This is a genomic window from Telluria sp. ZB2R32, assembly GCF_059685715.1.
The window spans coordinates 254,175-280,773 of record NZ_JCASIG010000003.1 but is presented as its reverse complement, the minus strand read 5'-3'; the positions used below and the strand labels follow the sequence as shown (position 1 = coordinate 280,773).

Below are 26,599 nucleotides of genomic sequence, written 5' to 3'. Positions count from 1 at the left end.
AATCAGCGGTGCAGGTCGCCGGCGCGCTCCGGCTGGTACACGATCGCGCGCACGGTCACGTCGAAGCGTCCGCCGTCCGGGCGCGTCCACGCGATGCTGTCGCCCACTTTCAGCCCCAGCAGCGCACTGCCGACGGGCGTCAGTACTGACAGCTTGTCGCCGGCGCCATCGATGTCCTTTGGATAGGCGAGCGACAGGTCGAACTCCTGCGGCGCATTGTCGAGAACAAACCGAACGCGCGAATTCATGGTGACGACATCCTGCGGCATGTCTTCCGGCTCGACCAGCTCGGCGCGCGCCAGTTCGTCGAGCAGGGTGTCGCGCGTTCCTGCCTGCGCGGCAGGCAGCGAATCGAGCAGGTGTTCAAGGCGCTCCATGTCGAGCGAGGATACGACGATCGGTGGTCTCATGTGTAACTCCATAGTTGAAAAGGGAAGGCTCCGCGGTGCGGAGTAGGTCTATACAGTGGAGGTGGCTCGGGAGGACGGATGGCGCGCGGCCGGCCGGATGTCCTCACCGAGCCCGGGAGAGCCAGGCGAGATCTCGCGTGGTGAGAATACGAATGGACGAACGACGACCTCCCTCGTTCAGGGGCGAACCACCAGCCTGGCAGATGGGAGATGAGTTCATAGGTCGGAATAGAATACCGTTAGCAGCAGCACACCGTAGGGTGAGCTCTCGAGCCCACGCGGTACAGCGCATGCATACCGCAAAGCGTGCAACGACCGGTGGAGCGGAGACGAGACGAGACAAACCCCAGTATAGCCGCCCCGGCCCATTCGTCAACCGCACGACCATAAACGAAAAAGCGGGCCGCAGCCCGCTTTCCCTGAAACCGATTAAACGGTATTAACGCTTGTCCATCCCCGGCACGTCCCGCACCGGCGAACCCACGAACAGCTGACGCGGACGGCCAATCTTCTGCTCCGGATCGGCAATCATCTCGTTCCACTGGGCGATCCAGCCGATGGTACGCGCCATCGCGAAGATACCGGTAAACAGCGAGACCGGGATGCCCAGGGCCGACTGCACGATGCCCGAGTAGAAGTCGACGTTCGGGTAGAGTTTACGCGAGACGAAGTATTCGTCTTCCAGCGCGATGCGTTCCAGTTCCATCGCCAGCTTGAACAGCGGGTCTTCCTGCAGGCCCAGCTCTTCCAGCACTTCGTGGCAGGTTTCGCGCATCAGTTTTGCACGTGGATCGAAGTTCTTGTAGACGCGGTGACCGAAGCCCATCAGCTTGACGCCCGAGTTCTTGTCCTTGACCTTCTCGATGAAGGCAGGGATGTTCTCGACCGAGCCGATTTCCTTCAGCATGGTCAGTGCCGCTTCGTTGGCGCCGCCGTGGGCAGGGCCCCACAGGCAGGCGATACCGGCAGCGATACAGGCGAACGGATTGGCGCCCGACGAACCGGCCAGGCGGACGGTCGAGGTCGATGCGTTCTGCTCGTGGTCGGCGTGCAGGATCAGGATCCGGTCCAGGGCGCGCACCAGCACGTCGTTGACCTTGTACTCTTCGCACGGATTCGCGAACATCATGTGCATGAAGTTGGCGCTGTACGACAGGTCGTTGCGTGGGTACATGAACGGCTGGCCGACCGAGTATTTATAGGCCATGGCGACCAGGGTCGGCAGCTTGGCGATCAGGCGGATGGCCGAGATTTCGCGCTGCTTGGCATCGTTGATGTCGAGCGAGTCGTGGTAGAACGACGCCAGCGCGCCGACGGTGCCGACCAGGACCGACATCGGGTGCGCGTCACGGCGGAAGCCACGGAAGAAGAAGTTCATCTGCTCGTGGATCATCGTGTGCTTGGTCACGGTGTCGTCGAAGGTCTTCTTCTGCTCTGCGTTCGGCAGTTCGCCGTTCAGCAGCAGGTAGCAGGTTTCCAGGAAGTCGCAGTTCTCGGCCAGCTGTTCGATCGGGTAGCCGCGGTACAGCAGCTCGCCCTTGTCGCCGTCGATGTAGGTGATGCTCGAGTTGCAGGCGGCGGTGGACATGAAGCCCGGGTCGTAGGTGAACTTGCCGGTCTGGCCGTACAGCTTGCGGATGTCGACGACGTCCGGGCCGATCGTGCCTTTGTAAATCGGCATGTCGATCGATGGGCTGCCGTCGGAGAACGACAGGGTGGCTTTGGTATCAGAGATATTCATGGCACTTCCTTCTTGGGAGTGGATCTACAAAATATAAGACGAAACGAGTTCGCTCACGCTTCGCGCAGGCGCGCCAGCAAGGCATGCACCTGCGGCAGGTCGACCTCGCCTTCGGGCTCGGCGCGGCCCAGCAGCAGGTCCAGCAGCGGGTTGTCCGCCAGGTCGAGCAAGCGGGTCAGCGCGTCGACGTCGTCATCCGTCAGGCTCGCCTCATGCGCATCGAGGAAGCGCGTGAGGATCAGGTCGTTTTCGAGCAGTCCACGGCGCGCACGCCAGCGCAGGCGGGCACGGTTGGCAGGGTCGGATTGATGCGTCACTCTAGAGTCCGTTGTTGGGTCAACACTATACTCCGGCTGCCGGGAATCGGCAGTACCGTACTTCTACTGTATTTATTGCAATACTTTGGGCGCAATGCGGGGGAATATATCCGAAATTGCGCTCCCGTGATGGACGTGATGCGGTGTCCGGTGCTGCCTGGTTTGCGGGCGGCGAGTTCATGCGTCGCCTGCTTTCATGCGGTGTACCGCGTGGAGTCAGGACTCCACCCTACGATCGCCGAGTCGCCTGGGACGTAGGGTGGAGTCCCGACTCCACGCGTTCACAGCCGGCCATACCGCGCCGGTCGAAAACAACAACCTTAAATCGCCCGGCGAACCAGCAATTCCTTGATCTTGCCGATCGCCTTGTTCGGATTCAGACCCTTCGGGCAGACGTCCGTGCAATTCATGATCGAGTGGCAGCGGAACAGGCGGTACGGGTCTTCCAGGTTGTCCAGGCGCTCGTTGGTGGCTTCGTCGCGCGAGTCGGCGATGAAGCGGTAGGCTTGCAGCAGGCCGGCCGGGCCGACGAACTTGTCCGGGTTCCACCAGAACGACGGACACGAGGTCGAGCAGCAGGCGCACAGGATGCACTCGTACAGGCCGTCGAGCTCTTCGCGCTCTTCGGGCGACTGCAGGCGCTCTTTTTCCGGCTTGATCGATTCGTTGATCAGGAACGGCTTGACCGAGTGGTACTGCTTGAAGAACTGGGTCATGTCGACGATCAGGTCGCGCACGACCGGCAGGCCCGGCAGCGGACGCAGCACGATCGGCTGGGTCAGTTCGTTCAGGTTGGTGGTGCAGGCGAGACCGTTCTTGCCGTTGATGTTCATCGCATCCGAACCGCAGACGCCTTCGCGGCACGAGCGGCGCAGGGCCAGCGAATCGTCGACGTCCGACTTGATGCGCTGCAGCGCGTCGAGCAGCATCTTGTCGGTGTCTTTCAGTTCGACGGTGACGTCTTGCATGTAAGGCTTCGAATCCTTGTCCGGATCGTAGCGGTAGATCTTCAGTTGGACTGTGCGTGCCATGTGGTTTACCTAAATAATTTTTCGTGGATCAGAACGTACGTGGCTTCGGTTTGAAGGTATCGACCGTCAGCGGCTTGGTCACGACCGGCTTGTAGTCGAGACGGTTGCCTTCCGAGAAGAACAACGTGTGCTTCATCCAGTTTTCGTCGTCGCGCTGCTCGTAGTCGCTGTGGGCGTGCGCGCCGCGCGATTCCTTGCGTGCCGCGGCCGAGACGATGGTGGCCTTCGCCACTTCGATCAGGTTGTCGAGTTCGATCGCTTCGATGCGGGCGGTGTTGAACACCTTCGACTTGTCCTTGAACGAGACGTGCTTGCGGCGCTCGTCGAGCTTCATGATTTCGGTCACGCCCTGGTCCATCAGGGCCTGGGTGCGGAACACGCCGCAGTACTTCTGCATGGTGGCGCGGATGTCGTTGGCGACGTCCTGCACCTTTTCGCCGCCGCTCGAGTTTTCCTGGCGGTTCAGGCGGTCCAGCGCGTAGTCGGCGAAGTCCTTCGGCAGGGCGCGGTTGCCTTGCGCTTTCAGGTTCTGGCCGACGATGTGGTTGCCGGCCGCGCGGCCGAACACCACCAGGTCGAGCAGCGAATTCGTGCCCAGGCGGTTGGCGCCGTGCACCGAGACGCACGAGCATTCGCCGATCGCGTACAGACCGTTGACGATCTTCTGGCCGCCGGTGCCGTCAGGGGCAACGACCTGGCCGTGGATGTTGGTCGGGATGCCGCCCATCTGGTAGTGGATGGTCGGGACGACAGGAATCGGTTCCTTGGTCGCATCGACGTTGGCGAACTTGTGGCCGATTTCCAGGATCGAAGGCAGGCGCTTCTTGATGGTGTCGGCGCCGATGTGGCGCAGGTCCAGCAGCACGTGGTCCTTGTTCGGGCCGACGCCGCGGCCTTCCTTGATTTCCTGGTCCATCGAACGCGAGACGAAGTCGCGCGGCGCCAGGTCCTTCAGGGTCGGCGCATAGCGCTCCATGAAGCGTTCGCCGTTCGAGTTGATCAGGATACCGCCCTCGCCGCGCACGCCTTCGGTGATCAGGACGCCCGCGCCGGCCACGCCGGTCGGGTGGAACTGCCAGAATTCCATGTCCTGCAGCGGCAAGCCGGCGCGTGCCGCCATGCCCAGGCCGTCGCCGGTGTTGATGAAGGCATTGGTCGACGCGGCGAAGATGCGGCCGGCGCCGCCGGTGGCGAAGATGGTGGTCTTCGCTTGCAGCATCATGACGTCGCCGGTTTCCATTTCCAGGGCGACCACGCCCAGCACGTCGCCGTCGGCGTTACGCACCAGGTCGAGGGCTTGCCATTCGACGAAGAAGTGGGTGCGCGAACGGACGTTGCGCTGGTACAGGGTGTGCAGCAGTGCGTGGCCGGTACGGTCGGCCGCGGCGCAGGCGCGCTGGACCGGCTTTTCGCCGAAGTTGGCGGTGTGGCCGCCGAACGGACGCTGGTAAATGGTGCCGTCGGTGTTGCGGTCGAACGGCATGCCGAAGTGTTCCAGTTCGTAGACGACTTTTGGCGCTTCACGGCACATGAATTCGATGGCGTCCTGGTCGCCCAGGTAGTCCGAACCCTTGACGGTGTCGAACATGTGCCAGTACCAGTCGTCTTCGCTCATGTTGCCCAGCGAAGCGCCGATGCCGCCCTGCGCCGCCACGGTGTGCGAGCGGGTCGGGAAGACTTTCGACAGCACGGCGACGTTCAGGCCGGCTTCGGTCAGTTGCAGTGCGGCGCGCAGGCCGGAACCGCCCGCGCCGACGATGACGACGTCGAACTGGCGGGTAGGGATTGCAGAATTAAATGCTGCCACGATTAAACACTCCAGAGAATTTGCACAGTCCAGGCGGCGCAGGCGAGCAGCCAGAGCACCGTAGCAAACTGCAAGGCCAGCTTGATGCCGGCGTTTTTGACGTAGTCCATCCAGATGTCACGCACGCCGACCCAGACGTGGTAGTACAGGCCGAGGAAGGTGACCAGCGTGAAGAGCTTGAACCACTGGCGCGAGAACAGCGAGGCCCAGCCTTCGTAGGTGAAATTGTTTGCGGTCAGGAAGGTGCCGAGCAGGATCACGGTGTAGATCACCATGACGATGGCGGTGAGGCGCTGTGCCAGCCAATCGCGCACGCCGTAGTGGGCGCCGACCACGAGGCGGCGCTGGCCGATATTATTCTTGCTTGCCATGATTAGAATACTCCGAACAGTTTCAGGCCACAGAGGGCGGTCAGGGCCAGGCTGATGACCAGCACCCAGCGTGCGGTCTTCTGGGCGGCGTCCTTGTCCAGGGCAAAGTGGTTGTCCATGAACAGGTGGCGGATGCCGGCGGTGAAATGGTGCGCGTAGGCCCAGATCAGGCCCAGCAGGATGATCTTGGTGAAGGCGTTGTCGACGATGCCGCCGAAGTGGTAGTACGAGATTTCCGAACGCAGGCTTTCCTGGAGCAGGTACAACAGGAAAGGCAACATCAGGAAGAGCCCGAAACCGCTGATGCGGTGCAGGATCGACACGATTGCCGATGGCGGCATCTTGTAATGCGTAGTGATATCCGCAATATTGATATTACGAATCGGCTGTCCTCTCTTTTGCTGCTTTGTTATGGCTTCGGACATACAACACCTCCCTTAACTGACAAAATGTGATTAACCCTTAATTTTCGCCGATTTTTTGCGGCGCACCAAGACACGTTCTCCGAATATTCGTGGGACAAACGTGGAACCGGGTTTTGTTTGGTGATTTCTTGCTAACAACATATTTTATACGCATACGAACGAACGTGCTGACGGCGCATTGTTTCACGTAGGGTGGGCTCTTGAGCCCACGCGGTGATAGGTAGCTGCAAGATCATCCGGCACGATATCGGAGCCAATGCGTATCACCGCGTGGGCACAAGTGCCCACCCTACAAAATCACGACAACTCGTTCTGGTAATGATGCTGCGCCGTCAGATACAGCCCGCGCCGCAACTCCACCGGCCGGTCGCCGTAGGTGAACGACACCCGGTCCGCCACCAGCAGGGGCGTGCCTTCGGCCACGTTCAAGTACTGCGCCGCCACCGCATCGGCCCCGACCGCGCGGATCTTTTCGGTCGCCCGGATCATGCGCGTGCCGAATTCCGACTCGAACAGGCCATACATTGGACCCTTGTACTCGACCAACCGCTCGGCCGTCAGCCCCTTGAACACCTGCCCCGGCAGCCACAGCTCTTCGAGGATAGTGGGCGCGCCGTCGAAGCACATCAGGCGCTTGATGTAGACGACGGCGTCGCCCGATTTCAGCTCGAGCAGGCGCGTCACCTCGGCCGGCGCACGGATGCGCTTGACTTCGATGATGCGGTTCTCGGGATGATGGGGTACGCCCTCGTCGGGCATCAGTTTCAGGAAGCGGAAGTGCGCGCGTTCTTCGTGGTGGGTGGCAACGAAGGTGCCCTTCCCTTGCCGGCGCACCACCAGGTTCTCGGCAGCGAGCTCGTCGATGGCTTTGCGCACCGTGCCCTGGCTGACCTTGAAACGGGCCGCCAGTTCGACTTCGCTCGGCATCAGTTCGCCCGGCTTCCACTCCCCAGATTGCAGGCTCTGCGTGATCAGCGCCTTGATTTGCTGATACAGCGGCCGGAACGATGGCGAAGCATTGCTGCCTGGGCCCTCGCCGGAAGGGTTGGTCGGGACGGAATTCATAGACCACGATTTCACCACAAAAGCCCCGTTCCGTCCAGTGTGCGCATGGCAACATATGTGTCTTATATAAGACATATGATATCAATTGACAGGTAGAACAGGCGAGGACTACACTCGCGGTCGATCGGGCGTCCATGCAGGCTTCACCGCGCTGGCTAACCCAGTGTTGGCATCCTGTTAGTTAATGCGGACACCCACCAGGATTCATGTCCGTTTTGGTATCATTGCAGTTTTCCCAGACAGGCGTATCCTCGGCTTCGACCGTTTTCATTCCCACTTTTGGAGATTCATCATGGCTAAAACCCCAATGCGCGTTGCCGTTACCGGCGCTGCCGGCCAGATCGGCTATTCGCTGCTGTTCCGTATCGCTAACGGCGACATGCTGGGCAAAGACCAGCCGGTCATCCTGCAGCTGCTCGAGATCGACAACGAAAAAGCACAGAAGGCCCTCAAGGGCGTCATGATGGAAATCGACGACTGCGCCTTCCCGCTGCTGGCTGGCATGACCGCGCATAGCGACCCGATGACCGCATTCAAGGACGTCGAGTTCGCCCTGCTGGTCGGCGCCCGTCCACGCGGCCCAGGCATGGAACGCAAGGACCTGCTGGAAGCCAACGCCCAGATCTTCACCGTGCAGGGCAAGGCGCTCGACGCCGTCGCTGCGCGCAACGTCAAGGTGCTGGTCGTCGGCAACCCTGCCAACACCAACGCCTACATCGCGATGAAATCGGCACCGAGCCTGCCAGCGAAGAACTTCACCGCCATGCTGCGCCTGGACCACAACCGCGCGCTGTCGCAAGTGGCTGCCAAGCTGGGCAAGCCGGTCGGTTCGATCGAAAAGATGGCCGTCTGGGGCAACCACTCGCCGACCATGTACGCCGACTACCGCTTCGCCACCATCGACGGTCAGTCGGTCAAGGAAGCGATCAACGACGACGCATGGAACCGCGACACCTTCCTGCCGACCGTCGGCAAGCGCGGCGCCGCCATCATCGACGCCCGCGGTGCATCGTCGGCCGCATCGGCCGCCAACGCAGCGATCGACCACATGCATGACTGGCACCTGGGCACCGGCGGCAAGTGGACCACGATGGGCATCCCATCGGATGGTTCCTACGGCATCCCTGAAGGCACCATGTTCGGCTTCCCGGTCACCGTCGAAAACGGCGAGTACAGCATCGTCCAGGGCCTGGAAATCGACGAATTCTCGCAAGAGCGCATCAACCTGACGCTCAAAGAGCTGACGGAAGAGCGCGAAGGCGTGGCCCACCTGCTGGCCTGAGTTGTCTTCACGGCGGATGGGCCGGCACGGCATGCCCATCCGCTGAACTTTCTGTGCCGCCTCCTGGGCGGCACGGCTGTTTCTACTACTGAATTCACCATGCACCCTTCCGAGGTTTTATTCCAGGGCAAACGCCAACCGCTCCTGCTTCCCGCCTGCGATCACTATTGCGGCTCGGAGAAGCTGATGCGCAAGTCGATGGCCCTGCAACAAGAGCTTGGCCCTGTCTTCGACATCACCTTCGATTGCGAGGACGGCGCCGCCGCCGGCTACGAAACCGCGCACGCCCAGCTGGTCGCCGCGCTCGTCAATAGCGAAGACAACCGTCATCAACGCATCGGCGTGCGCCTGCACGACATCGACAGCCCGCATTTTATTCAGGACGTGGTCGCCATCGTCGGCGCCGCGGCCAACAAATTGGCTTACGTCGTGCTGCCGAAACCGAACGGTATCGACGACGTGCGGCGCGCGCTGGACATCATCAACCGCGTCGCGGTGCCGAACGGCCGCGCGGCGCTGCCTGTACACGTGCTGATCGAAACCCACGGCGCATTGCACGACGCCTACGCCATTGCCGCCCTGCCCCAGGTCGAGTGCCTGTCGTTCGGCATCATGGATTTCGTTTCTTCGCACTTCGGTGCGATCCCGGCGGCCGCGATGCGCACCCCGGGACAGTTTTCTCACCCATTGGTTGTCCGCGCCAAGCTGGAGATGGTTGCGGCATGTCATGCGCACGGCAAGGTGGCCTCGCATAATGTGACGACCGAGATCAAAGACAGCGCAATTGTTGCAAATGACGCACAACGCGCCGGCGGCGAATTCGGCTTTACGCGCATGTGGAGCATCCATCCGGACCAGATCAAACCGATCGTCAAGGCGTTTACGCCCCGTCTGTCGGAAGTGAACGAAGCCACCAACATTTTGCAGGAAGCGATGGCGGTGAACTGGGGTCCGATTGCTCAACATGGGCGCTTGCACGACCGCGCCAGCTACCGATATTATTGGACCGTTTTGCAGCGCGCGAAGCTGGCCGGCCTGGCGCTGCCTGAATCCGCGGCGGCAATCGTCAACCAAACGGAATCCCACTAATGGCCACCTCCCCCAAACACCTGTTCGCCGCCGGCGCTTTCGCGTTCGCGGCTGTTGCCCTGTGCGCTGCTCCCGCCTCGGCTGCTCCCGAGAAAAACCACCCCAAGGCCGAAGACGTCCTGAAGGCGAAGAAAGCCAAAGCCTCGAAACCGTCGAAGTCGAAGAAAGTAGCCGCCGCGGCGGCAGCGACCGCCGCCACTGCCGCCACTGCCGACAACTGGGCGCCGGCCGATGAAGCCGAACCGGACATCACCGACACCGTCGTCACCGAGTACACCTGCGAACTGAACAACAAAGTCACGATCTACTCGAACGAAAAGGACGACGCCCACATCGCGCTGCGCTGGAAGAAGCGCCTGCACCGCCTGGAGCGGGTCGGCACCACCACCGGCGCGATGCGTTTCGAGAACACCAATTTCCGCCTAATCTGGATCGGCATCCCGTCGAAGGGCATCCTGCTCGACTCGCGCCTGAACCGCCAGCTGGCCAATGAATGCAAGAATGCCGAGCAAAGCAAGCCTGTCGTTGCTGCCGCCTCGGAACCGAAGAAAGCCGACGCCTGACGAACAGTTCGGGCATCGGCGCCCGTTGCCCGATATTCTTATAACGAATTGACGCAATAACAAGAGACCCCTACTGAAGGAGAGCTTATGTCTCGCAACACCCTGAACACGCTGAAGGACTTCCCGCTGGCAGCGGGTGCGTCCGGCCAGTTCTATTCGCTGCCGGCGCTGGGCGAAAGCCTGGGCGTGAACCTGTCGCGCCTGCCGGTGTCGATCCGTATCGTCCTCGAATCCGTGCTGCGTAACTGCGACGGCAAGAAGGTCACCGAAGAACACGTCCGCCAGGTGGCGAACTGGAACGCGACCGCCGAGCGCACCGACGAGATTCCTTTCGTCGTTGCCCGCGTCGTGCTGCAGGACTTCACCGGCGTGCCGCTGCTGGCCGACCTGGCCGCGATGCGCAACGTTGCCGCCCGCAATGGCGCCGATCCGAAGAAGATCGAGCCGCTGGTGCCGGTCGACCTGGTCGTCGACCACTCGGTCACCATCGACCACTTCCGCGAGCCGGGCGCGCTCGACCTGAACATGAAACTGGAATTCCAGCGCAACAACGAGCGCTACCAGTTCATGAAGTGGGGCATGCAGGCATTCGACACCTTCGGCGTCGTGCCTCCAGGCTTCGGCATCGTCCACCAGGTCAACCTCGAGTACCTGGCGCGCGGCGTCATGAAGCACGGCGACACCTACTACCCTGACACCCTGGTCGGCACCGACTCGCACACCACCATGATCAACGGCGTCGGCGTCGTCGGCTGGGGCGTGGGCGGCATCGAAGCCGAAGCCGGCATGCTGGGCCAGCCGGTCTATTTCCTGACCCCGGACGTCATCGGCGTCAACCTGACCGGCAAGCTGCGCGAAGGCTGCACCGCGACCGACCTGGTGCTGACCATCACCGAACTGCTGCGCAAGGAAAAAGTCGTCGGCAAGTTCGTCGAGTTCTTCGGCGAAGGCACCCGTTCGCTGTCGACCACCGACCGCGCCACCATCGGCAACATGGCGCCCGAATACGGCGCGACCATGGGCTTCTTCCCTGTGGACGAAGCCACCGTCGACTACTTCCGCGGCACCGGCCGTACCGAAGAAGAACTGACCGCCTTCGAGAACTACTACAAGGCCCAGGGCATGTTCGGCATCCCGCAGGAAGGCGAGATCGACTACACCCGCATCGTGCACCTCGACCTGTCGACCGTGACCCCGTCGCTGGCAGGCCCGAAGCGTCCGCAAGACCGTATCGAACTGGGCAACGTGAAGAACAACTTCACCGAACTGTTCAGCAAGCCGACCACCGAAAACGGCTTCAACAAGGCGCCTGAAGACCTGTCGAAGGTCTACGAGACCACCAACGGCGTGCGCGTGAAGAACGGCGACATCCTGATCGCCGCCATCACCTCGTGCACCAACACCTCGAACCCGAGCGTGCTGCTGGCCGCCGGCCTGCTGGCCAAGAAAGCCGTCGAGCGCGGCCTGACCGTCGCTCCGCACATCAAGTCGTCGCTGGCTCCTGGCTCGCGCGTCGTCACCGAGTACCTGACCGCCGCCGGCCTGCTGCCTTACCTGGAAAAGCTGGGCTTCGGCGTGACCGCCTACGGCTGCACCACCTGCATCGGCAATGCCGGCGACCTGACCCCGGAACTGAACGCCGCGATCGTCCAGAACGACATCGTCGCCTCGGCCGTCCTGTCGGGCAACCGTAACTTCGAAGCACGTATCCACCCGAACATCCGTTCGAACTTCCTGGCCTCGCCACCGCTGGTCGTCGCCTACGCGATCGCCGGCAACATGACGCGCGACCTGATGACCGAACCAGTCGGCAAGGATACCAACGGCGTCGACGTCTACCTGGGCGACATCTGGCCTTCGAGCCAGGAAGTGGGCGAGCTGATGCGCTTCGCGATGAACTCGGAAGTGTTCAAGAAGAACTACGCCGACGTCAAGGGCAACCCGGGCGCACTGTGGGAACGCGTGTCGTCGACCGAAGGCCAAGTGTACAACTGGCCCGAGTCGACCTACATCGCCGAGCCGCCGTTCTTCAGCGACTTCGAGATGACCCCGAAAGCGGCCGCCACCGGCATCACCGGCGCCCGCGCGCTGGGCGTGTTCGGCGACTCGATCACGACCGACCACATCTCGCCAGCCGGCTCCATCAAGGAAGACGGTCCAGCGGGCAAGTGGCTGAAGGATCACGGCGTGCTCAAAGCCGACTTCAATTCCTACGGCTCGCGCCGCGGTAACCACGAGATCATGATGCGCGGCACCTTTGCCAACGTGCGCATCAAGAACAAGATGATCCCGGCCAAGCCTGACGGTTCGGCAGTCGAAGGCGGCATCACGATCCACCAGCCATCCGGCGAACAGATGTCGATCTACGACGCGGCTATGCAGTACGTGGCGGCAGGCACCCCGACCATGGTATTCGGCGGCGAAGAGTACGGCACCGGCTCGTCGCGCGACTGGGCAGCCAAGGGCACCCAGCTGCTGGGCGTGAAGGCGGTCGTCGTGCGTTCGTACGAGCGCATCCACCGCTCGAACCTGGTCGGCATGGGCGTGTTGCCGCTGCAGTTCATCGGCACCGACAGCGTCGAAACCCTGGGCATCACCGGCAAGGAAACCTTCGACCTGAAGGGCCTGGAAGGCGAGATCAAGCCACAACAGCTGGCCACCCTGGTGATCCACCGCGAAGATGGCTCGTCGCAGGACGTGCAGGTGCTGCTGCGTATCGATACCCCGATCGAAGTCGACTACTACAAGCATGGCGGCATCCTGCCGTTCGTGCTGCGCCAGCTGCTGGCTGCGTAATCAAGGTAGGGACAAGCCCTGAGGGTCCCCTGATCGGGGTCCCTCAGGGTCGACAAGGGCTGGAACCTTCACGGGTTCCAGCCCTTCTTATTTTTCGCTACCGTTTGCAGCAGGACGTAGCGTGGGCGGCCCAACAGCCGCGTTCATGCACAGTGTCTGGTATAGCCGCCCACCCTACGTCCCTCTGGTTGACGACAGCGACATGCCTCCCGCATGCATACCCAATTTTGCTTGCCAATTCACTAATAATATGGAGAATGGAAGAGGAACCAACCCTGGGGGCTGTATGCGTACGAAGGCGACGATTGCGATCACGGCCGTGATGGCCCTGCTGCTCGGCTGGCAGCATCTCCACGGCGGCGTGCCGGCGCACCACCTGCTGGCCGACCCTGGCCTGCCCGTGGTGTCGAACTGGTGGGGCCTGCTGACCCTGCCGCTGCTGGCCTGGTTCCTCCTCGGCCGTGTCGAGCGCCGGCGCCAGGCCCGGCCCCACGCCGCGCATGGCGATTTCGCCGCGTTCACGGGCGCGCTGGTGTTCGGCGCCGTGCTGTCGCTGCTGTTCACGGCCGGGCAAAGCACGGCGACCGAAAACATGGTGCAGGGCCTGGCCCTGCTTGCGCTGTTCTACCCGATCCACCGCGCCGCCTGCGTGCTGGGCTTCGTGGTCGGCATGACCTGGACCTTCGGGGCAGTGCTGCCGATGATCGCGGCGGCCATCTTCGCGGCAGCGGGCGCGGCGATCTATTACGGCGTGCGTTTCATTTATGCGCGGGCGCTGGTGCTGCGGCGGTAGAGACCCGCATCGAATACCTCGCGCGACGGATCCTGTTGTGCTTATCACCGCGCGAACGGCGGAGTCGTCCACCCTACCCTCTGCGCTCGAACTGTAGGGTGGGCGCCCCGTGCCCACGCGTAAACGTTGCACCGTGTTGGCTTCGTTTCAAGAAAGACCCAGCCAACAAGATGCAGGCTTCACGCGTGGGCACGGGGCGCCCACCCTACGGCCCTACCCGATTAACTCATACCTCCGCCCACATCCTGAGCAGGTTGTGATAATGCCCGGTCAGCCCGACGGTCGCCTCCGATTCCCCATGCGCCGCGCGCAATGCCTGGATGTGCGTATCGAGCTCGAACAGCATGGCGCGCTTGGCGTCGTCGCGCACCATGCTCTGGGTCCACAGGAAGGAGGCGATGCGTTCGCCGCCCGTGACCGGCAGCACCTGGTGCACGCTGCCCGATGGGTAGACGATGGCGTCGCCCGCCGGCAACTTGACCTCATGGGTGCCGTAGGCGTCGACCACGACCAGTTCGCCGCCTTCGTATTCGCTTGGCTCGCTCAAGAAAACAGTGGTCGAGACGTCGGCGCGGATCGCCGGCAAGCCGGGGCGCTGAGCGCGGATGGCGCCGTCGACGTGCAGGCCGTAGTGCTCGCCGCCGCCGTAGCTGTTGAAGTACGGCGCCAGGATGCGCAGCGGCAGCACGCTGGAAAAGAACAGCGGGTGCGCCATCAGGGCGGCGCTGATGACCTGGCCCAGTTCGACGGCGAGCGGCGAGCCTTCCGCCAGCTGGCGGTTGCGTTTCACTTGCGCGCCCTGGGGGCCGACGCTGGCGCGGCCGTCGATCCAGTCGGTCGCCGCCAGGCGCGCGCGCATCTGTGCGACTTGTTCGGGGCTGAGTACGCCGGGGATGTGCAGCATCATGACATCAAGCCTTTTCAATAAAGCACGGCCCTCCCCGCTTCAAGCAAGGAGGGCCGTGCGAAACATATCTGGCAGGTTCAGAACTTCAGGTTGGCAGTCAGGCTTGCCGAGCGGCCGGCACCCACGCCAGCGTAGTGCGGCGACGAGACGCGGTCGAAGTACAGCTTGTCGCCCAGGTTCTGGATGTTCAGCTGGAACGAGACATTCTTGTTCAGGTTATAGCTGGCCATCGCATCGAAACGGGTGTAGCTCGGCGCGTACTTGTTGTTGTTGACGTTGGCGTAGACCCGGTCGACATAGTTCATGCCGATGCCGGCGCTGAATTCCTTGTTGAAGGCATACGAGGTCCAGAGCGAGGCGCTGTGTTTCGGCGTGGTCGGGAACACGTTGCCGTTGAATGGCGACGCTTCGTAGCGCGGCGCCCCTGCGGTGCCGACGTTGACGAAGCCGTTGTCGGCCACGATCGCGTCGAGCCAGGTATAGCCGCCGAACACTTGCCATGCATTGGTCAGCTTGCCCGAGAAGCCCAGCTCCAGGCCCTTCAGTTCGCGGCGGCCGACGTTTTGCGTGGTGCCGTCCGGCGCGGTGACGCGGGCGTTGTTCATCTCGCTCTTGAACAGGGCCGCATTCAGCGACAGGCGACTGTTGAGCACTTCCCACTTGGTGCCGAGCTCGAAGTTCTTGCTCTCCTGCGGCTGCAGGTTTTGCACGGCGACCGTGAGTGCATCGAAGCCGTCGCCGGCGTCGTTGCCCGGTGGCGTGGCCGAGGTGGCGTACGACACATAGATGCTGCCGTTGGTGCTCGGCTTGTAGACCAGGCCGGCCTGGTAGGTGGTGAAGCTGGTGTCGACCCGGGCATTGGTGGCGGCCGTGGTGCCGTTCGCCGCCGTGTGCAGTTGGGTCTTGAACTCGTCCCAGCGCACGCCCAGGTTCAGCATCCACTGCGGATTGAATTCGATGGTATCGAAACCGTAGACGGCGCGGGTGTTGGTCTTGACGTCGGTGCGCGCCGGCGACACGCTGCGGGTATACACCCACGGGTCGTACGGGTTCGGGTTGACGGCCGTGGTGCAGTTGTACAGCGTCGGCGCGCCCGAGGTCGGGCAGGTAAAGGTGTTGGTCAGCGGGTTGTTGGTGCCGGGCGTGAACAGGTACGAAGAACGATCGGTCGACTCGCGGCTGAGCTCGACGCCGACGTTGTAGCTGTGCTTGATGGCGCCCGTGTTCAGCTTGCCGGTGAGGCTGGTGGCGTTGGCCATCGTCTCGGTATCGGTGACGCGGGTGTTGGCGCGGCGCCAGACGGTGCCGAACAGGACAGCATTGCCCTTCGAATCGTCGGGCTGGGTCCAGACGAAGTCGTTCTTCGACTTGCCGTAGCGGGTGACATTGCGCAGCACCATGTTGTTGCCGAAGTCGTGGCGCAGGTCGATCGTGCCGATGTCGGTTTCGGTGTCGCGGAAGTCGCGGTTCACTAGGCCGTAGAAGGTGTCGCGCGGAACGTCGATCGGGGTGCCGTTGCCGTTGCGCGGGACATTGATGCCGCTGGCGAATGGATTGTTGAACGGGATGCCGGTGTCCGGGATCTCGCTCGACTCCATGTGGTAATAGCTGAGGATGGCTTTCGTCGGGCCGGTCAGGCCGAACGTGATCGTCGGTGCGATGCCCCAGCGGTCGCCACCGACGACATTGCGGCCGGCGATGTCCGCTTCGTGCGCCATCACGTTCAGGCGGAAGGCGGCATTGTTGCCCAGCGTGCGGTTGATGTCGCCGGTCACGCGGCGGTACTTGTCGGTGCCCAGGCCAACGGTGGCGTTATTGAAATTCTCTTGCTGGGCCGTTTTGCTCACCAGGTTGATACCGCCGCCCGCCGAGGAACGGCCGCCGTAGGCCGAGTTCGGCCCCTTCACCACTTCGACCTGCTCGAGGTTGAAGATTTCGCGCGATTGCGAACCGGAATCGCGGATGCCGTCGACATAGGTGTCGGTCTGGGCGTTGTAGCCGCGAATGAAAACGTTGTCGCCGACCGGGTTGCCGCCCTCGCCCGCGCCGATGGTGATGCCGGGCACGGTGCGCAGGGCGTCGGTCAAGGTCACGGCCGCCGTTTGCGAGAGTACTTCCTGGGGGATGACGGTGACGGCTTTCGGCGTGTCCAGCAGCGGTGCGGTGAACTTGTCCGAGCTCGACACGACCGGCGCCTGCACGTCGCGGCGGGCGGTGCCGGTGACTTCCACTTTCGCGACCGGCTGCTGCTGGTCGACCTCCGCGTTGCCGCCGTCGGCCAGCGCCAGCGGCGCGGCCAGCGTGGCCAGCACCGCGAGCGCGGAACCGGTCAATGCCGGAGCGGTGGCGCGCGCGTGCTTGCGGCTGCGGATGAAGGAGGTGTTCTGGACTGCCGGGCGGATCGTGGTCATGGTCATCGGTAAGGGTTTGCCTGTCCGGCCGCGCCTGCGCGTGTGCAGGCGAAACCGTAGAAGTAATGAGAACGATTCGTATTATGATTTTTATTGAATGATCTGGCAAGTATTGATGGGGTTGAATGGCCGACAGCATGCGCTGTGGCAGCTTGATTGTCCGCTTGGCACCACAATATAGAGGGACTGGCAGCGGCCGTTGTGTTCATGGCATGTGGCCGAATCAACTACAATATCGGGGATAAGGGTTTATCATGACCTCTTGGCACTTCGATCCTGCCCTTCGATCCTCACCTATTTACAAGAGACTCTCCAGCGTATGCGTCGTCCTTCCAAAGATTCATCCAACAAACTTTCCGCAGAAAGCCAGCGTCTCTCGAGCATTTCCCAGGCCATCGTCCAGTCCGCCAGCCGCGTCGAAGAACGCACCTGGGAACGCCAACTCGATGCGCAGCTGCAGAAACTGCTCAAGACCAACCACCAGGAAAGCATCGACGCCGCACTCAACGCCCTGTTCAAGGACGACCTGGCTGCCTACGACGTGCTGATGGACGGCGTCGAGGCGGTAAGCGAATCGTCGGCGATGGTCGAGCAGGCCAACGACGGCGCCGAAGTCACCTGGCAAGCCCTGCTGGTGGCCGCGCCGATCCTGGCCTGGACGCGCTTTTCGATCGGCTCGGGCACGATCCCGGCGGAACTGCTGACCACGCTGTCAGCCCATTTCTCCGCGCACCTGCTGGCCGAAGGCACGCAGATGGCGATGGCGCCGACCCTGTACGCGATCGACCAGTTGCCGCGCACCCATGCCGAAACGTATGGCCTGACCCACAAGCTGGCGCAGGCCGCGCACAAGGGCACGAGCGTCAAGCCGGCCGTGCGCACGCCGGAAACGGCGCCCTTCCTGGCCGACACGCGCTACCTGCTGGTGGCATTGGTCGCCCCGGTCGGCGCGCCGCTGTTCCGCTGGCAAGAGCCGCAGCACCAGATCGATTTCGAAAAGGAACGCACCAACGCCCTCGCCGCCTGGCGCGACCAGGCTACCTCCAACGTGGCGCGCCTGCTGCCCGGCTGCGGCGTCGAACTGCTGCTGCCGGAAGCATATTACGTCGCCTGCCGCGAAGCCGACAAGGCGATCCGCCCGGTCTCGATCCGCGCCGCCGTGCACTATCTCACCAACACGCTCGACGTCGAGGCATCCGACCTGCGCGCCGTGATCGCCGGCTTCGGCGAGGAAGCGGCCGATGGCCAGATCGACGAATACCGCGTCGGCTTCACCCTACGCCAGAGCGCCGAAGTCGTGTACGGCATCGTCTGGCCGCTGTACGGCCAGGAAGACGAGGAAGGCACGCCGATGGAAGGCCCCGCGGGCGGCCTGCTGCCGGCGCCGCTGAGCCCGATCAACGAAATCACGGCGCACCTGAACGAAGCGGGTGTCACCCACATCAAACGCATCAACGAACTGTATGTCGCCGAATATTGCGACGATTGCGGTTCGCCCTTGTTTGCCGATCCGACCGGCGAGCTGGTGCATGCGGAGATGCCGGAAGATACGCCGGCAGGCAGCGAGCATTTCCACTGATCTTCGCAGTATCGATTCATGAAAAACGGCGCTGAATAAGCGCCGTTTTTCATGATAAGGCTTACTGAATCGTAGGGTGGGCTCTTGAGCCCATGCGGTATAACGCATGCATACCAACCACGAATTTTGCATCCCACGTGCATGCAAAGCTGACGCTGTTGAGCGCGCGGTCCGTTAAAGTACGACGGCGTGGGCACAAGTGCCCACCCTACAAAACCCGCTTAGCGGATCGCGCCAATCACCCGCTTGCCGAACTCGGCCACGTTACCGCCATGCCAGCGCCAGACGATCACCAGCTCATGCTCCGGCGACACCAGGATCGTATTGCTGCCCGCCCCCAGCGCGGCAAAGGCAGTCGCCGGCATGCCCGGCAGGTTCTTGCCTTTGGTATTGAGCCACCACAGATAACCGTAATCCGGCCCATGCGCGCTCGGCGTCAAGGCTTCCTTGACGAAGCCGGCAGGTACGACCTGGCGGCCATTCCAGGCGCCGCCGCGCAGCCACAAGTAGCCGAAGCGCGCCATGTCCCAGGAATTGATCCACATGCCGCCGCCCCAGCGCGTGCCGCCGCTGACCGACGGCACTTGTTTGCCGTTCAGTTCGACATAGCTGTTGTTGTACGGGACCCATTTCCAGGTGTTCGAAGCGCCGATGACGTCCATTACTTCTTCCTGGAACACTTGCGGCACCGCTTTGTCGAACACACGTAGCAGCGACAACGCCAGGCGGTTGATGCGCACGTCGTTGTATTCGTAGAAGCTGCCCGGCGCACCCAGCGTGCGCGGTTTGCGTTCGCCGGCGCCGAATTGCTCCTTGCCGATGAAGTCAGCGTTCTTGCCCCACAGGCTGCCTTCCCACTCGGTTTCCTGCTGCAGGTGGTGCTTCCACGTCACCTGCGCATTGCGCGGCGACGCATAGCCGCCGTCGTTCACGCGCTTGCCGACAGGCTCGTCGAGCTTGCCGATGCGCCCTTCCCTCTGGGCCACGCCGGCCACCGTCGACAACATGCTTTTCGCCACCGAATAGGTCGGGTCGACAAAGGCCGTGTCGCCGAATTCGGCCACCACATAACCTTTGTAGATGACCAGGCCGTTGGTGCGGGCGCGGCGTGTCGGCATCGAACCAAGGCGGCTGCCGAAGGTCGCTTCCTGGTCGGAAAAATCGACGGCGCGCGCGGTTTCGTTGTTCTGCGCATACCGGATGGCGGCCGCCAGCGCCGCCGCGTCCATGCCGAGTTCGGCGGGGGCCTTGCGTGCCCATTCGCCGGCCGGCGGGAAATAAGCAGACTGCGAAGCAGACTGCGAAGGCGCTGCCGGCGCAGCACTGACGCCGACACCGGCAAACAGCGCCAGCGCGCCAAGGACGAGCGCACTGCGCCGATTGGTGCTGATGCTCATGCGCTGTCTTTCCACGAAGAATACGGATTGCGGATCAGGTTGGAATTGAAATAGCGGGCGTCGTGCGTCACCTCGGCGCCGACCCAGTCGGGCTTGTCGAAGGTTTCGTTCTCACCCGCCAGTTCGATCTCGGCCACGACCAGCCCGGCATTGGCGCCGAGGAACTCGTCGACTTCCCAGGTGTGTGCGCCCACCGTAATGCGGCGCCGGTATTTCTCGACCAGCGGCGGCTGGCACAACCTGTCGAGCAGCTCGGCCGCCTCGCTCACCGGAATCGGGTACTCCCACTCGCCGCGCGTGGCGCCTTCGCTCTTGCCCTTGATGGTCAAAAATGCCGCGTCACCCTGGATGCGCACGCGCACGACGCGCGCCGGGTCGGCGCTCAGGTAGCCCTGGCGCAGCAGGACCGGCTGGCCCTGCGTGCGCCAGCCCTCACCTTGCAGCAGGAACTTGCGCTCAATCTCGACGCCCACGCTCGGCTCCCGCCTTAGTCCAGCGATTGCAGGATCGGCTGCAGCAGCGCCGCACCCAGGGCTGCACTGCGCGCGCCGTTCCAGCCGGTATAGCTGTTGGGCAGGTTGGCGTTGTCCTTGAAGGGCATTTCCAGCGTCAGCGACAGGCATTTGAAGGTGTGGCCGATGTATTTCGAGGCCAGCGTCAGCAGTTCTTCGTTGTACTTGCTGGCCGCGTAGCCATACACGTTCTGGAAGTCGGGGCTGGCTGCCATGTACTGGTCGACGAAGGCCTTCTGGCGCGCGGCGCGCTCGGGCGTGAAATCGGCCAGCATTTCGTTGCCCGCCACGAAGTTGTACGGCAGTGCCTCGTCGCCATGGATGTCGAAGAACATGTCGACCCCTAGCTCGTGGATCTTGTTCTTCACGCACAGCACTTCCGGGCTGCGTTCGAGCGATGGCGTCATCCACTCGCGGTTCAGGTTGGCGCCGGCGGCATTCGTGCGCAGGTTGCCGCGCACCGAGCCGTCCGGATTCATGTTCGGCACGATGTAGAACACGGCGCGCTGCAGCAGTTTGGTCGCGATCGGATTGGCGTCGTCGAGCAGCGCATCCATCAAGCCTTCGACATACCATTCGGCCATGGTTTCGCCCGGGTGCTGGCGCGCGATGACCCAGATCTTTTTCTCGGCTGCCGGGTTGCCGATCACCACCAGGTTCATGTCGCGGCCATCGATCGTGGTGCCGATGTCGTGCACGCGCGCGATCGGGTTTTCCGCCACTTCGCCCAGCAGGCGCAGGTGGCGCTCCCAGCTGTAGGGCTCGAAATAGGCGTAGTAGATGCTGTCGAGTTCGGGCGTGTGCTCGACAGTCATGACTTGCCCGTCGAAACTGGTCGGCACGCGGAACCAGTTCTCGGTGTCGTAGCTGGCGGCAACCTGGTAATCCTCGTAGCCCTTCGGATAGGTGGCTTGGCCGGCGTTCAGGAAACGGATCGTGCAAGCCTGGCCGCGCGCGCCCTGCAGGCGGAAGTGGAACCACTGGTGGATGTCGGCGTTGTTGTCGCGGCGCAGGTTCAGGTCGATCTGTTGCGCGCTGTCCGCCTGCACCACCTCGATGGCGCCCGAATCGAAATGCTGGCTGATTTTGATAGGCATGGCTGATCCTTTATGGGCTGTTCGCGAAGTGGAGAATGATACTTGAATAACTGCGTGGCATTGACTGGGCGGTTCGAGGCAGCCCCTCGTGCAGAACAGGGCTGCACTGCAAAGGGAATGCTTATGCGTCGAGGTCGATCAGGTCGCGGCTGTAGTGGCCCATGATCTGGCGCATCAGTTCGACGTTGCTGCGGTCAAGGACGAAGACCATGTTCGGGCCCCGCTCGAGGTTGAACGACATGCGCAGCTTGCCCGGCAGTTCGCGGCAGTTCAGCGTCAGCGCGCGCGGGTTGGCGGGATTGTCCCAGTCCTGCTGGGTGATTTGCGGGGTTGGCGCCGCCGGCGGCTGCAGGGTCGGATCCTGGTTGACCGGCATGTGCTTCAATAGCCAGAACACGATGGACGCAGGGATATGCAGGCAGACCTCGCTTGCGCCTTCCGTGGAGAACTTGGCGAGCAGCGAATTGCCGACGCGATCGCATGACATGGACATGCTCTTAACTTGACGAATGACCGCTTCTTTCACCACGATGTTCCCTCGAGAGTTGTTTAAAAAGGCGCAGCGATTCTACCCCAAATTAGTATGCCTTCGGAAAGAAAACGGGGAGCAAACGCTCCCCGTAAATAATCCGTGTTGCTGCACGCTGTGCCGGTTGCAGCCGGCGCGGCGCCCGGCAAAGCCGCTTACTCTTTCGAGCTGCGGCCGCCGCTCTTCGAGGAGCTGCGCGAGCTGCTGCCCGAACCGGCGCTGGCCGATTGACGGTTACCGTGGCTCATGCTGCCGGCGCGGCGTGCTTCCTCGGAAGTGAATTCGTGCGCGGTACCCTTCTGGTGGGCTGCCTTGCCACCCTGGCTGGCGATTTCGCGCTGGCGCTGTGGGTCCATCGATGCGAAACCGCGGTTGCGGGTGCCGCCCGCGCTTTGGCTGTTGGATTGATTACCGCCCTGCTTGTTACCCTGGTTACTCGAAGCCATGATCGTGTTCTCCCTGTTCACTTATAAAACCGCCGCGTCCTGCGGCAGGCTTGGCCCTCACACATTTGCGCTAACGCAGATGAGCGAACGTCGAATTCATAGTAGGCATGCGAATTAGATGAGGGTATAGGACATTTTCAGATGACTTTGTAGGACTACAGGCGACAGAAAATGCACTTACGAAATTGACTGCTTTTGATCACTTTTCCCATCAGTATTCGTCCTACACACTACCGCTGCGTCTTCCTATACTGAACCTACGCGCTGGCGCGCATCATGGCAAGATTGGGCGGTGCCGACGGACATTCTGTCGAGACAGTCCCGCCAGCAAAATCGTTTTTGAAAGGAAATGACATGGACGCGAACCAACGCAGCGAAATGAACAACCAGACGAATAACGGCGGCAACGAGAAATGGAACGCCAATGCCAAGGGCAAGACCGCGCCCGATGCGCCGCTCGACCATACCTATCCGCAGGGCGCCGTGCAGCAGCAAGGCAATCAGGGCATCGATCAGATGGGCACCCAGCAAAGCGGCATGGGTCCGGGACAGTTTGCCGAAGACGGCAGCCGCTGGGACTTGCCGGGCGGCTCGATGCAATCGCAGCAGAGCGGCGGCAGCGGGCCGGTGCAAGGCATTACCGACAGCCACCAGCGCCAGATGGAACAACGCTCGGTCGCCTACGGCCAACTGGAGCAACCAGTCGGCCGCCGTCCGGCCGACAGCGGCACCGACCTGCTCCGGCACGAGGGTACGCATGCGGGCAACACCCAGGCCACGCACCATATGAATCCGCAGGATGCGCGCCAGCCCGAGCTGCAGGGAGGCTCGCTCGGCCACCATCACGGCGCCGTGCAGTCGATGCAGTCAAGCATTGGTCAGGAATCCACGGGGCGGACTCAGGACAATCCCGCCGGCAGTGCCAGCACCGACCGCGCCGGTTCGCAAACCGGGGAAGGCGGCCGCGAAGCCGGCACCGAGGACATGCACCAGTCGAACGACAGCATGGGCGGCTTGCCGCGCAGCCCGGGCAACGCCGGTCCACGCGGCGACAACCCGGGCTGGAAGCCGGGCGGCAGCATGGCGCAGGATCCGGACGGCGTGCACGAGTCGAACGATGCCGCCGGCGGTTATCCGAAGAGCCCGGCCGGCGCAAACCGCCTGGCGGGCGACCGCAAGATGGATGACGACACCGGATTTTCGCGCGGATGATCGGATTATTCTGAATTAACCTGTCTTGTTCCGGTAGCGTGCAAGCGCTACCGGGTGCTCCTCTGCCCGCTCCACGCGGGTTTTTTTTCGTCCCGCGTTTCGTCGGCCGACTGCGCTTCGATGTAGGACCAGTCCTTCACTTATCGAGCAATGTTTTATGCGCCGCGCATGGCTTCCCGGTCCACGCGCGTGTTCCTTTGTGGCGCGAACTTGATCCAGATTGAGCGCACGCGACGGCGCCGGAACTCGACCGTTCGTCGTGTAATCGAACCACTCTCATCAGGAAAGCACCCGTTCAACCCACCGGAGAGCAGCATGCCAGGTATGACCTCAGGTATGACCCCAAGGACAGCCTCTGGCGCGATCGAATTATCGGTCGTGGTGCCGACCAGCGGACGGATGGATTTGCTCGACCGTTGCCTTGATGCCCTCACCCGCCAGACCCTGCCCGCAAGTGCCTTCGAAGTCATCATCGTCGACGACGAACCCAACCACAACACGCTGCACCTGGTGGCCGGCTGGCGCGCCCGCACCCTCGAGCGCGGCCCGCGCCTGGTCTATCTGCCCAACTCCAACCGGCATGGCCCGGCCGCCGCGCGCAACCTGGGCTGGCGCAGTGCCCAGGGACCGCTCATCGCCTTTACCGACGAGGATGCGGTGCCGGCGGCGTCCTGGCTGGCGCAGGGACTGGCCGCCTTTGGCGACGACGTCGACGTGCTGTGCGGTCGGCTCGACATGCGCGTGCCGGCGCGCTTCGCCGAAGCCGGCCACGCCGTGCCCGCGGCCGAGCGCGAGACCCTGAGCATCGCCAACTGCTTTTGCCGCAGGAGCCTGCTCGAGCGGCTCGACGGTTTCGACGAACGCTTCGAGCAAGCCACGCATTGCGACGCCGACCTGTACTTCCGCCTGCTCGCGCTCGACGCGCGCATCGTGCACGCGCCCGATGCGCTGGTGCTGCTGCCGATGCAGCCGGCGCCCTGGGGCGCCAGCCTCGGCCGCACGCGCGCGGCCGTGTTCGACGCCCTGCTCTACAAGAAGCATCCGCAGCTGTACCGCGAGCGTGTCGCCGCCTCGCCGCCCTGGGATTACTACCTGGCCACCATCGCGCTGCTGGTCTGGCTGGGGAGCCTGCTGGCCGGTAACGGCATCTTGGCGCTCCTTGCCGGCCTGCTCTGGCTGGCGCTCACGGCGCGGCTGTGCCTGCAACGCCTGCGCGGCGCGGCGCACAGCGCATCGCAAGTGGCCGACATCGTCGTCACCTCGGCCCTGATCCCGCCACTGGCGGTGTTCTGGCGCCTGGCCGGGGCCATCCGCTACCGCGTCCGCTTCACCTGAGGCTGCCATGCGCCGGCTCGAGATCCTCACCTGGCACACGCGTGGCCGCGATGTGTATTCCCTGTCGCAGGCGGCCCGGCGCCGCGCCCGGCAACGCTTTTCGATCGAGTGCTTTAATGCCGACGGGGACGCTTCGTTTCGCGAACTTACCGGCCTGGGAGGCTGCGCATGAAACTGAACGAAGCGCTGTTGCGCGCCGTGCCCGTCGTCCGGCCAGCGCACCTTGCCCTGATCAGCGAGCATGCCTCGCCGCTGGCCGCGCCAGGCAAGGCCAAGCACGCCGGCCAGGACGTGTACGTTGCCAACCTCGCGCGCGAACTGGCGCTGGCAGGCGTACACGTGGACATCTTTACGCGGCGCGACGCGCCGGCACTGAGGCAGATCGTGGCGCTGGGCGACAAGGTGCGCCTGATCCACGTGCCGGCCGGGCCCGCGCATCCGCTGCCGAAGGAACAGTTGCTGCCGTACATCGACCGCTTCGCGCGCTTCGTGATCCGCTTTGCCCGGCGCCTGCCCGCTCCCTACGACATCGTGCACGCGAATTTCTTCATGTCCGGCATGGTCGCCCAGCAGCTCAAGCTGGCGCTCGGCATTCCGTACGTGATCACCTTTCACGCGCTCGGCGCCGCACGCCGCCTGGGAGCCTGCGATGCCTTTCCGCCCGAACGCAGCCGTATCGAAAGCGCCCTGATGCGCGAGGCCGACCGTGTCATTGCGCAATGCGCGCAAGACCGGCTCGACATGGAACAGTTGTATGGCGCCGCCCCGCAGCGCATCGCCGTCGCGCCGCGCGGCTTCGACCCGAACGAACTGTGGCCGCTGCCGCGGCTTGCCGCGCGCGCCCAACTGGGCCTGCCTCCCGGGCGCTTTACGGTGCTGCACCTGGGGCGCCTGGCGCCGCGCAAGGGCATCGATACCGCGCTCCAGGGCCTGGCGATGCTGCGCGAGCGGCACCGCATCGATGCCGACCTGCTGGTCGTCGGCGCCGATGATGAGAATGACGGCGCCGAACTGGCCCGTCTCAAGGGACTCGCGCACCAGCTCGGCATCGATGCGTACGTGCGCTTTGTCGGCCAGCAGCCGCGCGCCGCCCTGCGCCTGTGGTACGGCGCCGCCGACGTCTTCGTCAGCATGCCCTGGTACGAGCCCTTCGGCATCACCCCGGTGGAGGCGATGGCCTGTGCGCGGCCGGTGATCGGCGCCGAGGTCGGCGGGATCAAGAGCACGATCGTGGACGGCGTCACCGGCTTCCTGATCCCCTCGCGCGACCCGCGTGCATTGGCCGAACGCCTTGCCCTCCTCCACGCCGACCCGGCACTGGGCAGGCGCATGGGCGAGGAAGGCTTGCTGCGCGCCTGGCGCCACTACACCTGGCGCGCCGTCGCCCAGCAGGCCTGCGCCGTCTACGCGACGGTCCTCGACGAAACCCGGCCCGGCACAGCGTCGGGCTTCACCCCTTTTTAGGAAGACATGAACATGGTGGT

The 26,599-nt window shown here is 63.3% G+C and carries 24 protein-coding genes; 9 read left to right on the top strand and 15 right to left on the bottom strand.

Features of this window, described 5'->3' with window-relative positions; genetic code table 11:
* Positions 1 to 2 precede the first annotated feature (2 nt).
* The 8 genes from rnk to AC56LG_RS10585 all read right to left on the bottom strand — a co-directional run bounded on the left by rnk (position 3) and on the right by AC56LG_RS10585 (position 7,167).
* Complete coding sequence (rnk, locus tag AC56LG_RS10620) at positions 3 to 410, bottom strand: nucleoside diphosphate kinase regulator (RefSeq protein ID WP_497166080.1); 408 nt, start codon at positions 408 to 410, stop codon at positions 3 to 5.
* Positions 411 to 849: 439 nt separating this feature from the next.
* Positions 850 to 2,151, bottom strand: a complete 1,302-nt coding sequence (gene gltA, locus AC56LG_RS10615; protein WP_497166079.1) for a citrate synthase — start codon at positions 2,149 to 2,151, stop codon at positions 850 to 852.
* A gap of 53 nt (positions 2,152 to 2,204) precedes the next feature.
* Complete coding sequence (locus AC56LG_RS10610; protein WP_497166078.1) at positions 2,205 to 2,468, bottom strand: FAD assembly factor SdhE; 264 nt, start codon at positions 2,466 to 2,468, stop codon at positions 2,205 to 2,207.
* 320 nt (positions 2,469 to 2,788) lie between these two features.
* Positions 2,789 to 3,499, bottom strand: coding sequence for a succinate dehydrogenase iron-sulfur subunit (locus tag AC56LG_RS10605; RefSeq protein ID WP_497166077.1), 711 nt, complete (start codon positions 3,497 to 3,499; stop codon positions 2,789 to 2,791).
* Positions 3,500 to 3,527: 28 nt separating this feature from the next.
* On the bottom strand, positions 3,528 to 5,306 hold the full coding sequence (gene sdhA, locus AC56LG_RS10600; protein ID WP_497166076.1) for a succinate dehydrogenase flavoprotein subunit: 1,779 nt from the start codon (positions 5,304 to 5,306) through the stop codon (positions 3,528 to 3,530).
* Between the two features lie 2 nt (positions 5,307 to 5,308).
* Positions 5,309 to 5,677 (bottom strand): succinate dehydrogenase, hydrophobic membrane anchor protein, encoded by a 369-nt coding sequence (gene sdhD / locus AC56LG_RS10595; protein WP_497166075.1) that lies wholly within the window; start codon positions 5,675 to 5,677, stop codon positions 5,309 to 5,311.
* Positions 5,678 to 5,679: 2 nt separating this feature from the next.
* Positions 5,680 to 6,102 carry a succinate dehydrogenase, cytochrome b556 subunit gene (sdhC, locus tag AC56LG_RS10590; protein ID WP_497166074.1) on the bottom strand — a complete coding sequence of 141 codons (423 nt, stop codon included), beginning with the start codon at positions 6,100 to 6,102 and terminating at the stop codon, positions 5,680 to 5,682.
* Positions 6,103 to 6,399: 297 nt separating this feature from the next.
* A complete protein-coding gene (locus tag AC56LG_RS10585; RefSeq protein WP_497166073.1) occupies positions 6,400 to 7,167 on the bottom strand; it encodes a GntR family transcriptional regulator in 768 nt (255 codons plus the stop codon).
* Positions 7,168 to 7,459: 292 nt separating this feature from the next.
* On the opposite strand from AC56LG_RS10585, the gene AC56LG_RS10580 reads away from it, so the two are divergent.
* From AC56LG_RS10580 to AC56LG_RS10560, 5 genes are all read left to right on the top strand, one after another.
* Positions 7,460 to 8,449 (top strand): malate dehydrogenase, encoded by a 990-nt coding sequence (locus tag AC56LG_RS10580; protein ID WP_497166072.1) that lies wholly within the window; start codon positions 7,460 to 7,462, stop codon positions 8,447 to 8,449.
* A 99-nt stretch (positions 8,450 to 8,548) separates the two neighbouring features.
* Complete coding sequence (locus AC56LG_RS10575; protein WP_497166071.1) at positions 8,549 to 9,538, top strand: HpcH/HpaI aldolase/citrate lyase family protein; 990 nt, start codon at positions 8,549 to 8,551, stop codon at positions 9,536 to 9,538.
* Positions 9,538 to 10,101: a hypothetical protein gene (locus tag AC56LG_RS10570; protein WP_497166070.1), complete on the top strand. Its 564-nt coding sequence runs from the start codon at positions 9,538 to 9,540 to the stop codon at positions 10,099 to 10,101. The genes AC56LG_RS10575 and AC56LG_RS10570 overlap by 1 nt, the downstream gene beginning before the upstream one ends.
* 87 nt (positions 10,102 to 10,188) lie before the next feature.
* Entirely contained in the window at positions 10,189 to 12,897 is a 2,709-nt protein-coding gene (acnA, locus tag AC56LG_RS10565; protein ID WP_497166069.1) for an aconitate hydratase AcnA, read from the top strand.
* A gap of 286 nt (positions 12,898 to 13,183) precedes the next feature.
* The gene (locus tag AC56LG_RS10560; protein ID WP_497166068.1) at positions 13,184 to 13,690 is read left to right on the top strand and encodes a hypothetical protein; all 507 of its coding nucleotides are present in this window, start codon (positions 13,184 to 13,186) and stop codon (positions 13,688 to 13,690) included.
* Between the two features lie 226 nt (positions 13,691 to 13,916).
* On the opposite strand, the gene AC56LG_RS10555 is transcribed toward AC56LG_RS10560, so the two are convergent.
* Complete coding sequence (locus AC56LG_RS10555) at positions 13,917 to 14,597, bottom strand: Fe2+-dependent dioxygenase (RefSeq protein WP_497166067.1); 681 nt, start codon at positions 14,595 to 14,597, stop codon at positions 13,917 to 13,919.
* A 77-nt stretch (positions 14,598 to 14,674) separates the two neighbouring features.
* The gene (locus AC56LG_RS10550; protein ID WP_497166066.1) at positions 14,675 to 17,008 is read right to left on the bottom strand and encodes a TonB-dependent receptor; all 2,334 of its coding nucleotides are present in this window, start codon (positions 17,006 to 17,008) and stop codon (positions 14,675 to 14,677) included.
* A gap of 319 nt (positions 17,009 to 17,327) precedes the next feature.
* Between AC56LG_RS10550 and AC56LG_RS10545 the strand changes: the two genes are divergently transcribed.
* Positions 17,328 to 18,587, top strand: a complete 1,260-nt coding sequence (locus AC56LG_RS10545; protein ID WP_497166065.1) for a DUF2863 family protein — start codon at positions 17,328 to 17,330, stop codon at positions 18,585 to 18,587.
* 221 nt (positions 18,588 to 18,808) lie between these two features.
* Here AC56LG_RS10545 and AC56LG_RS10540 read toward each other — a convergent pair whose 3' ends face one another.
* The 5 genes from AC56LG_RS10540 to AC56LG_RS10520 form a co-directional block, all read right to left on the bottom strand.
* Complete coding sequence (locus AC56LG_RS10540) at positions 18,809 to 19,984, bottom strand: serine hydrolase domain-containing protein (protein ID WP_497166064.1); 1,176 nt, start codon at positions 19,982 to 19,984, stop codon at positions 18,809 to 18,811.
* On the bottom strand, positions 19,981 to 20,457 hold the full coding sequence (locus AC56LG_RS10535) for a CYTH domain-containing protein (RefSeq protein WP_497166063.1): 477 nt from the start codon (positions 20,455 to 20,457) through the stop codon (positions 19,981 to 19,983). Before AC56LG_RS10535 ends, AC56LG_RS10540 begins: the two co-directional genes overlap by 4 nt.
* Positions 20,458 to 20,471: 14 nt before the next feature.
* On the bottom strand, positions 20,472 to 21,593 hold the full coding sequence (locus AC56LG_RS10530) for a M14 family metallopeptidase (RefSeq protein ID WP_497166062.1): 1,122 nt from the start codon (positions 21,591 to 21,593) through the stop codon (positions 20,472 to 20,474).
* Between the two features lie 121 nt (positions 21,594 to 21,714).
* Positions 21,715 to 22,080, bottom strand: coding sequence for a hypothetical protein (locus tag AC56LG_RS10525; protein WP_497166061.1), 366 nt, complete (start codon positions 22,078 to 22,080; stop codon positions 21,715 to 21,717).
* 197 nt (positions 22,081 to 22,277) lie between these two features.
* Positions 22,278 to 22,568, bottom strand: a complete 291-nt coding sequence (locus AC56LG_RS10520; protein ID WP_056333040.1) for a KGG domain-containing protein — start codon at positions 22,566 to 22,568, stop codon at positions 22,278 to 22,280.
* 354 nt (positions 22,569 to 22,922) lie between these two features.
* On the opposite strand from AC56LG_RS10520, the gene AC56LG_RS10515 reads away from it, so the two are divergent.
* From AC56LG_RS10515 to AC56LG_RS10505, 3 genes are all read left to right on the top strand, one after another.
* On the top strand, positions 22,923 to 23,780 hold the full coding sequence (locus tag AC56LG_RS10515) for a hypothetical protein (RefSeq protein WP_497166060.1): 858 nt from the start codon (positions 22,923 to 22,925) through the stop codon (positions 23,778 to 23,780).
* Between the two features lie 336 nt (positions 23,781 to 24,116).
* Positions 24,117 to 25,115: a glycosyltransferase family 2 protein gene (locus AC56LG_RS10510; protein ID WP_497166059.1), complete on the top strand. Its 999-nt coding sequence runs from the start codon at positions 24,117 to 24,119 to the stop codon at positions 25,113 to 25,115.
* 168 nt (positions 25,116 to 25,283) lie between these two features.
* Positions 25,284 to 26,579, top strand: coding sequence for a glycosyltransferase (locus AC56LG_RS10505; protein WP_497166058.1), 1,296 nt, complete (start codon positions 25,284 to 25,286; stop codon positions 26,577 to 26,579).
* Positions 26,580 to 26,599 lie beyond the last annotated feature (20 nt).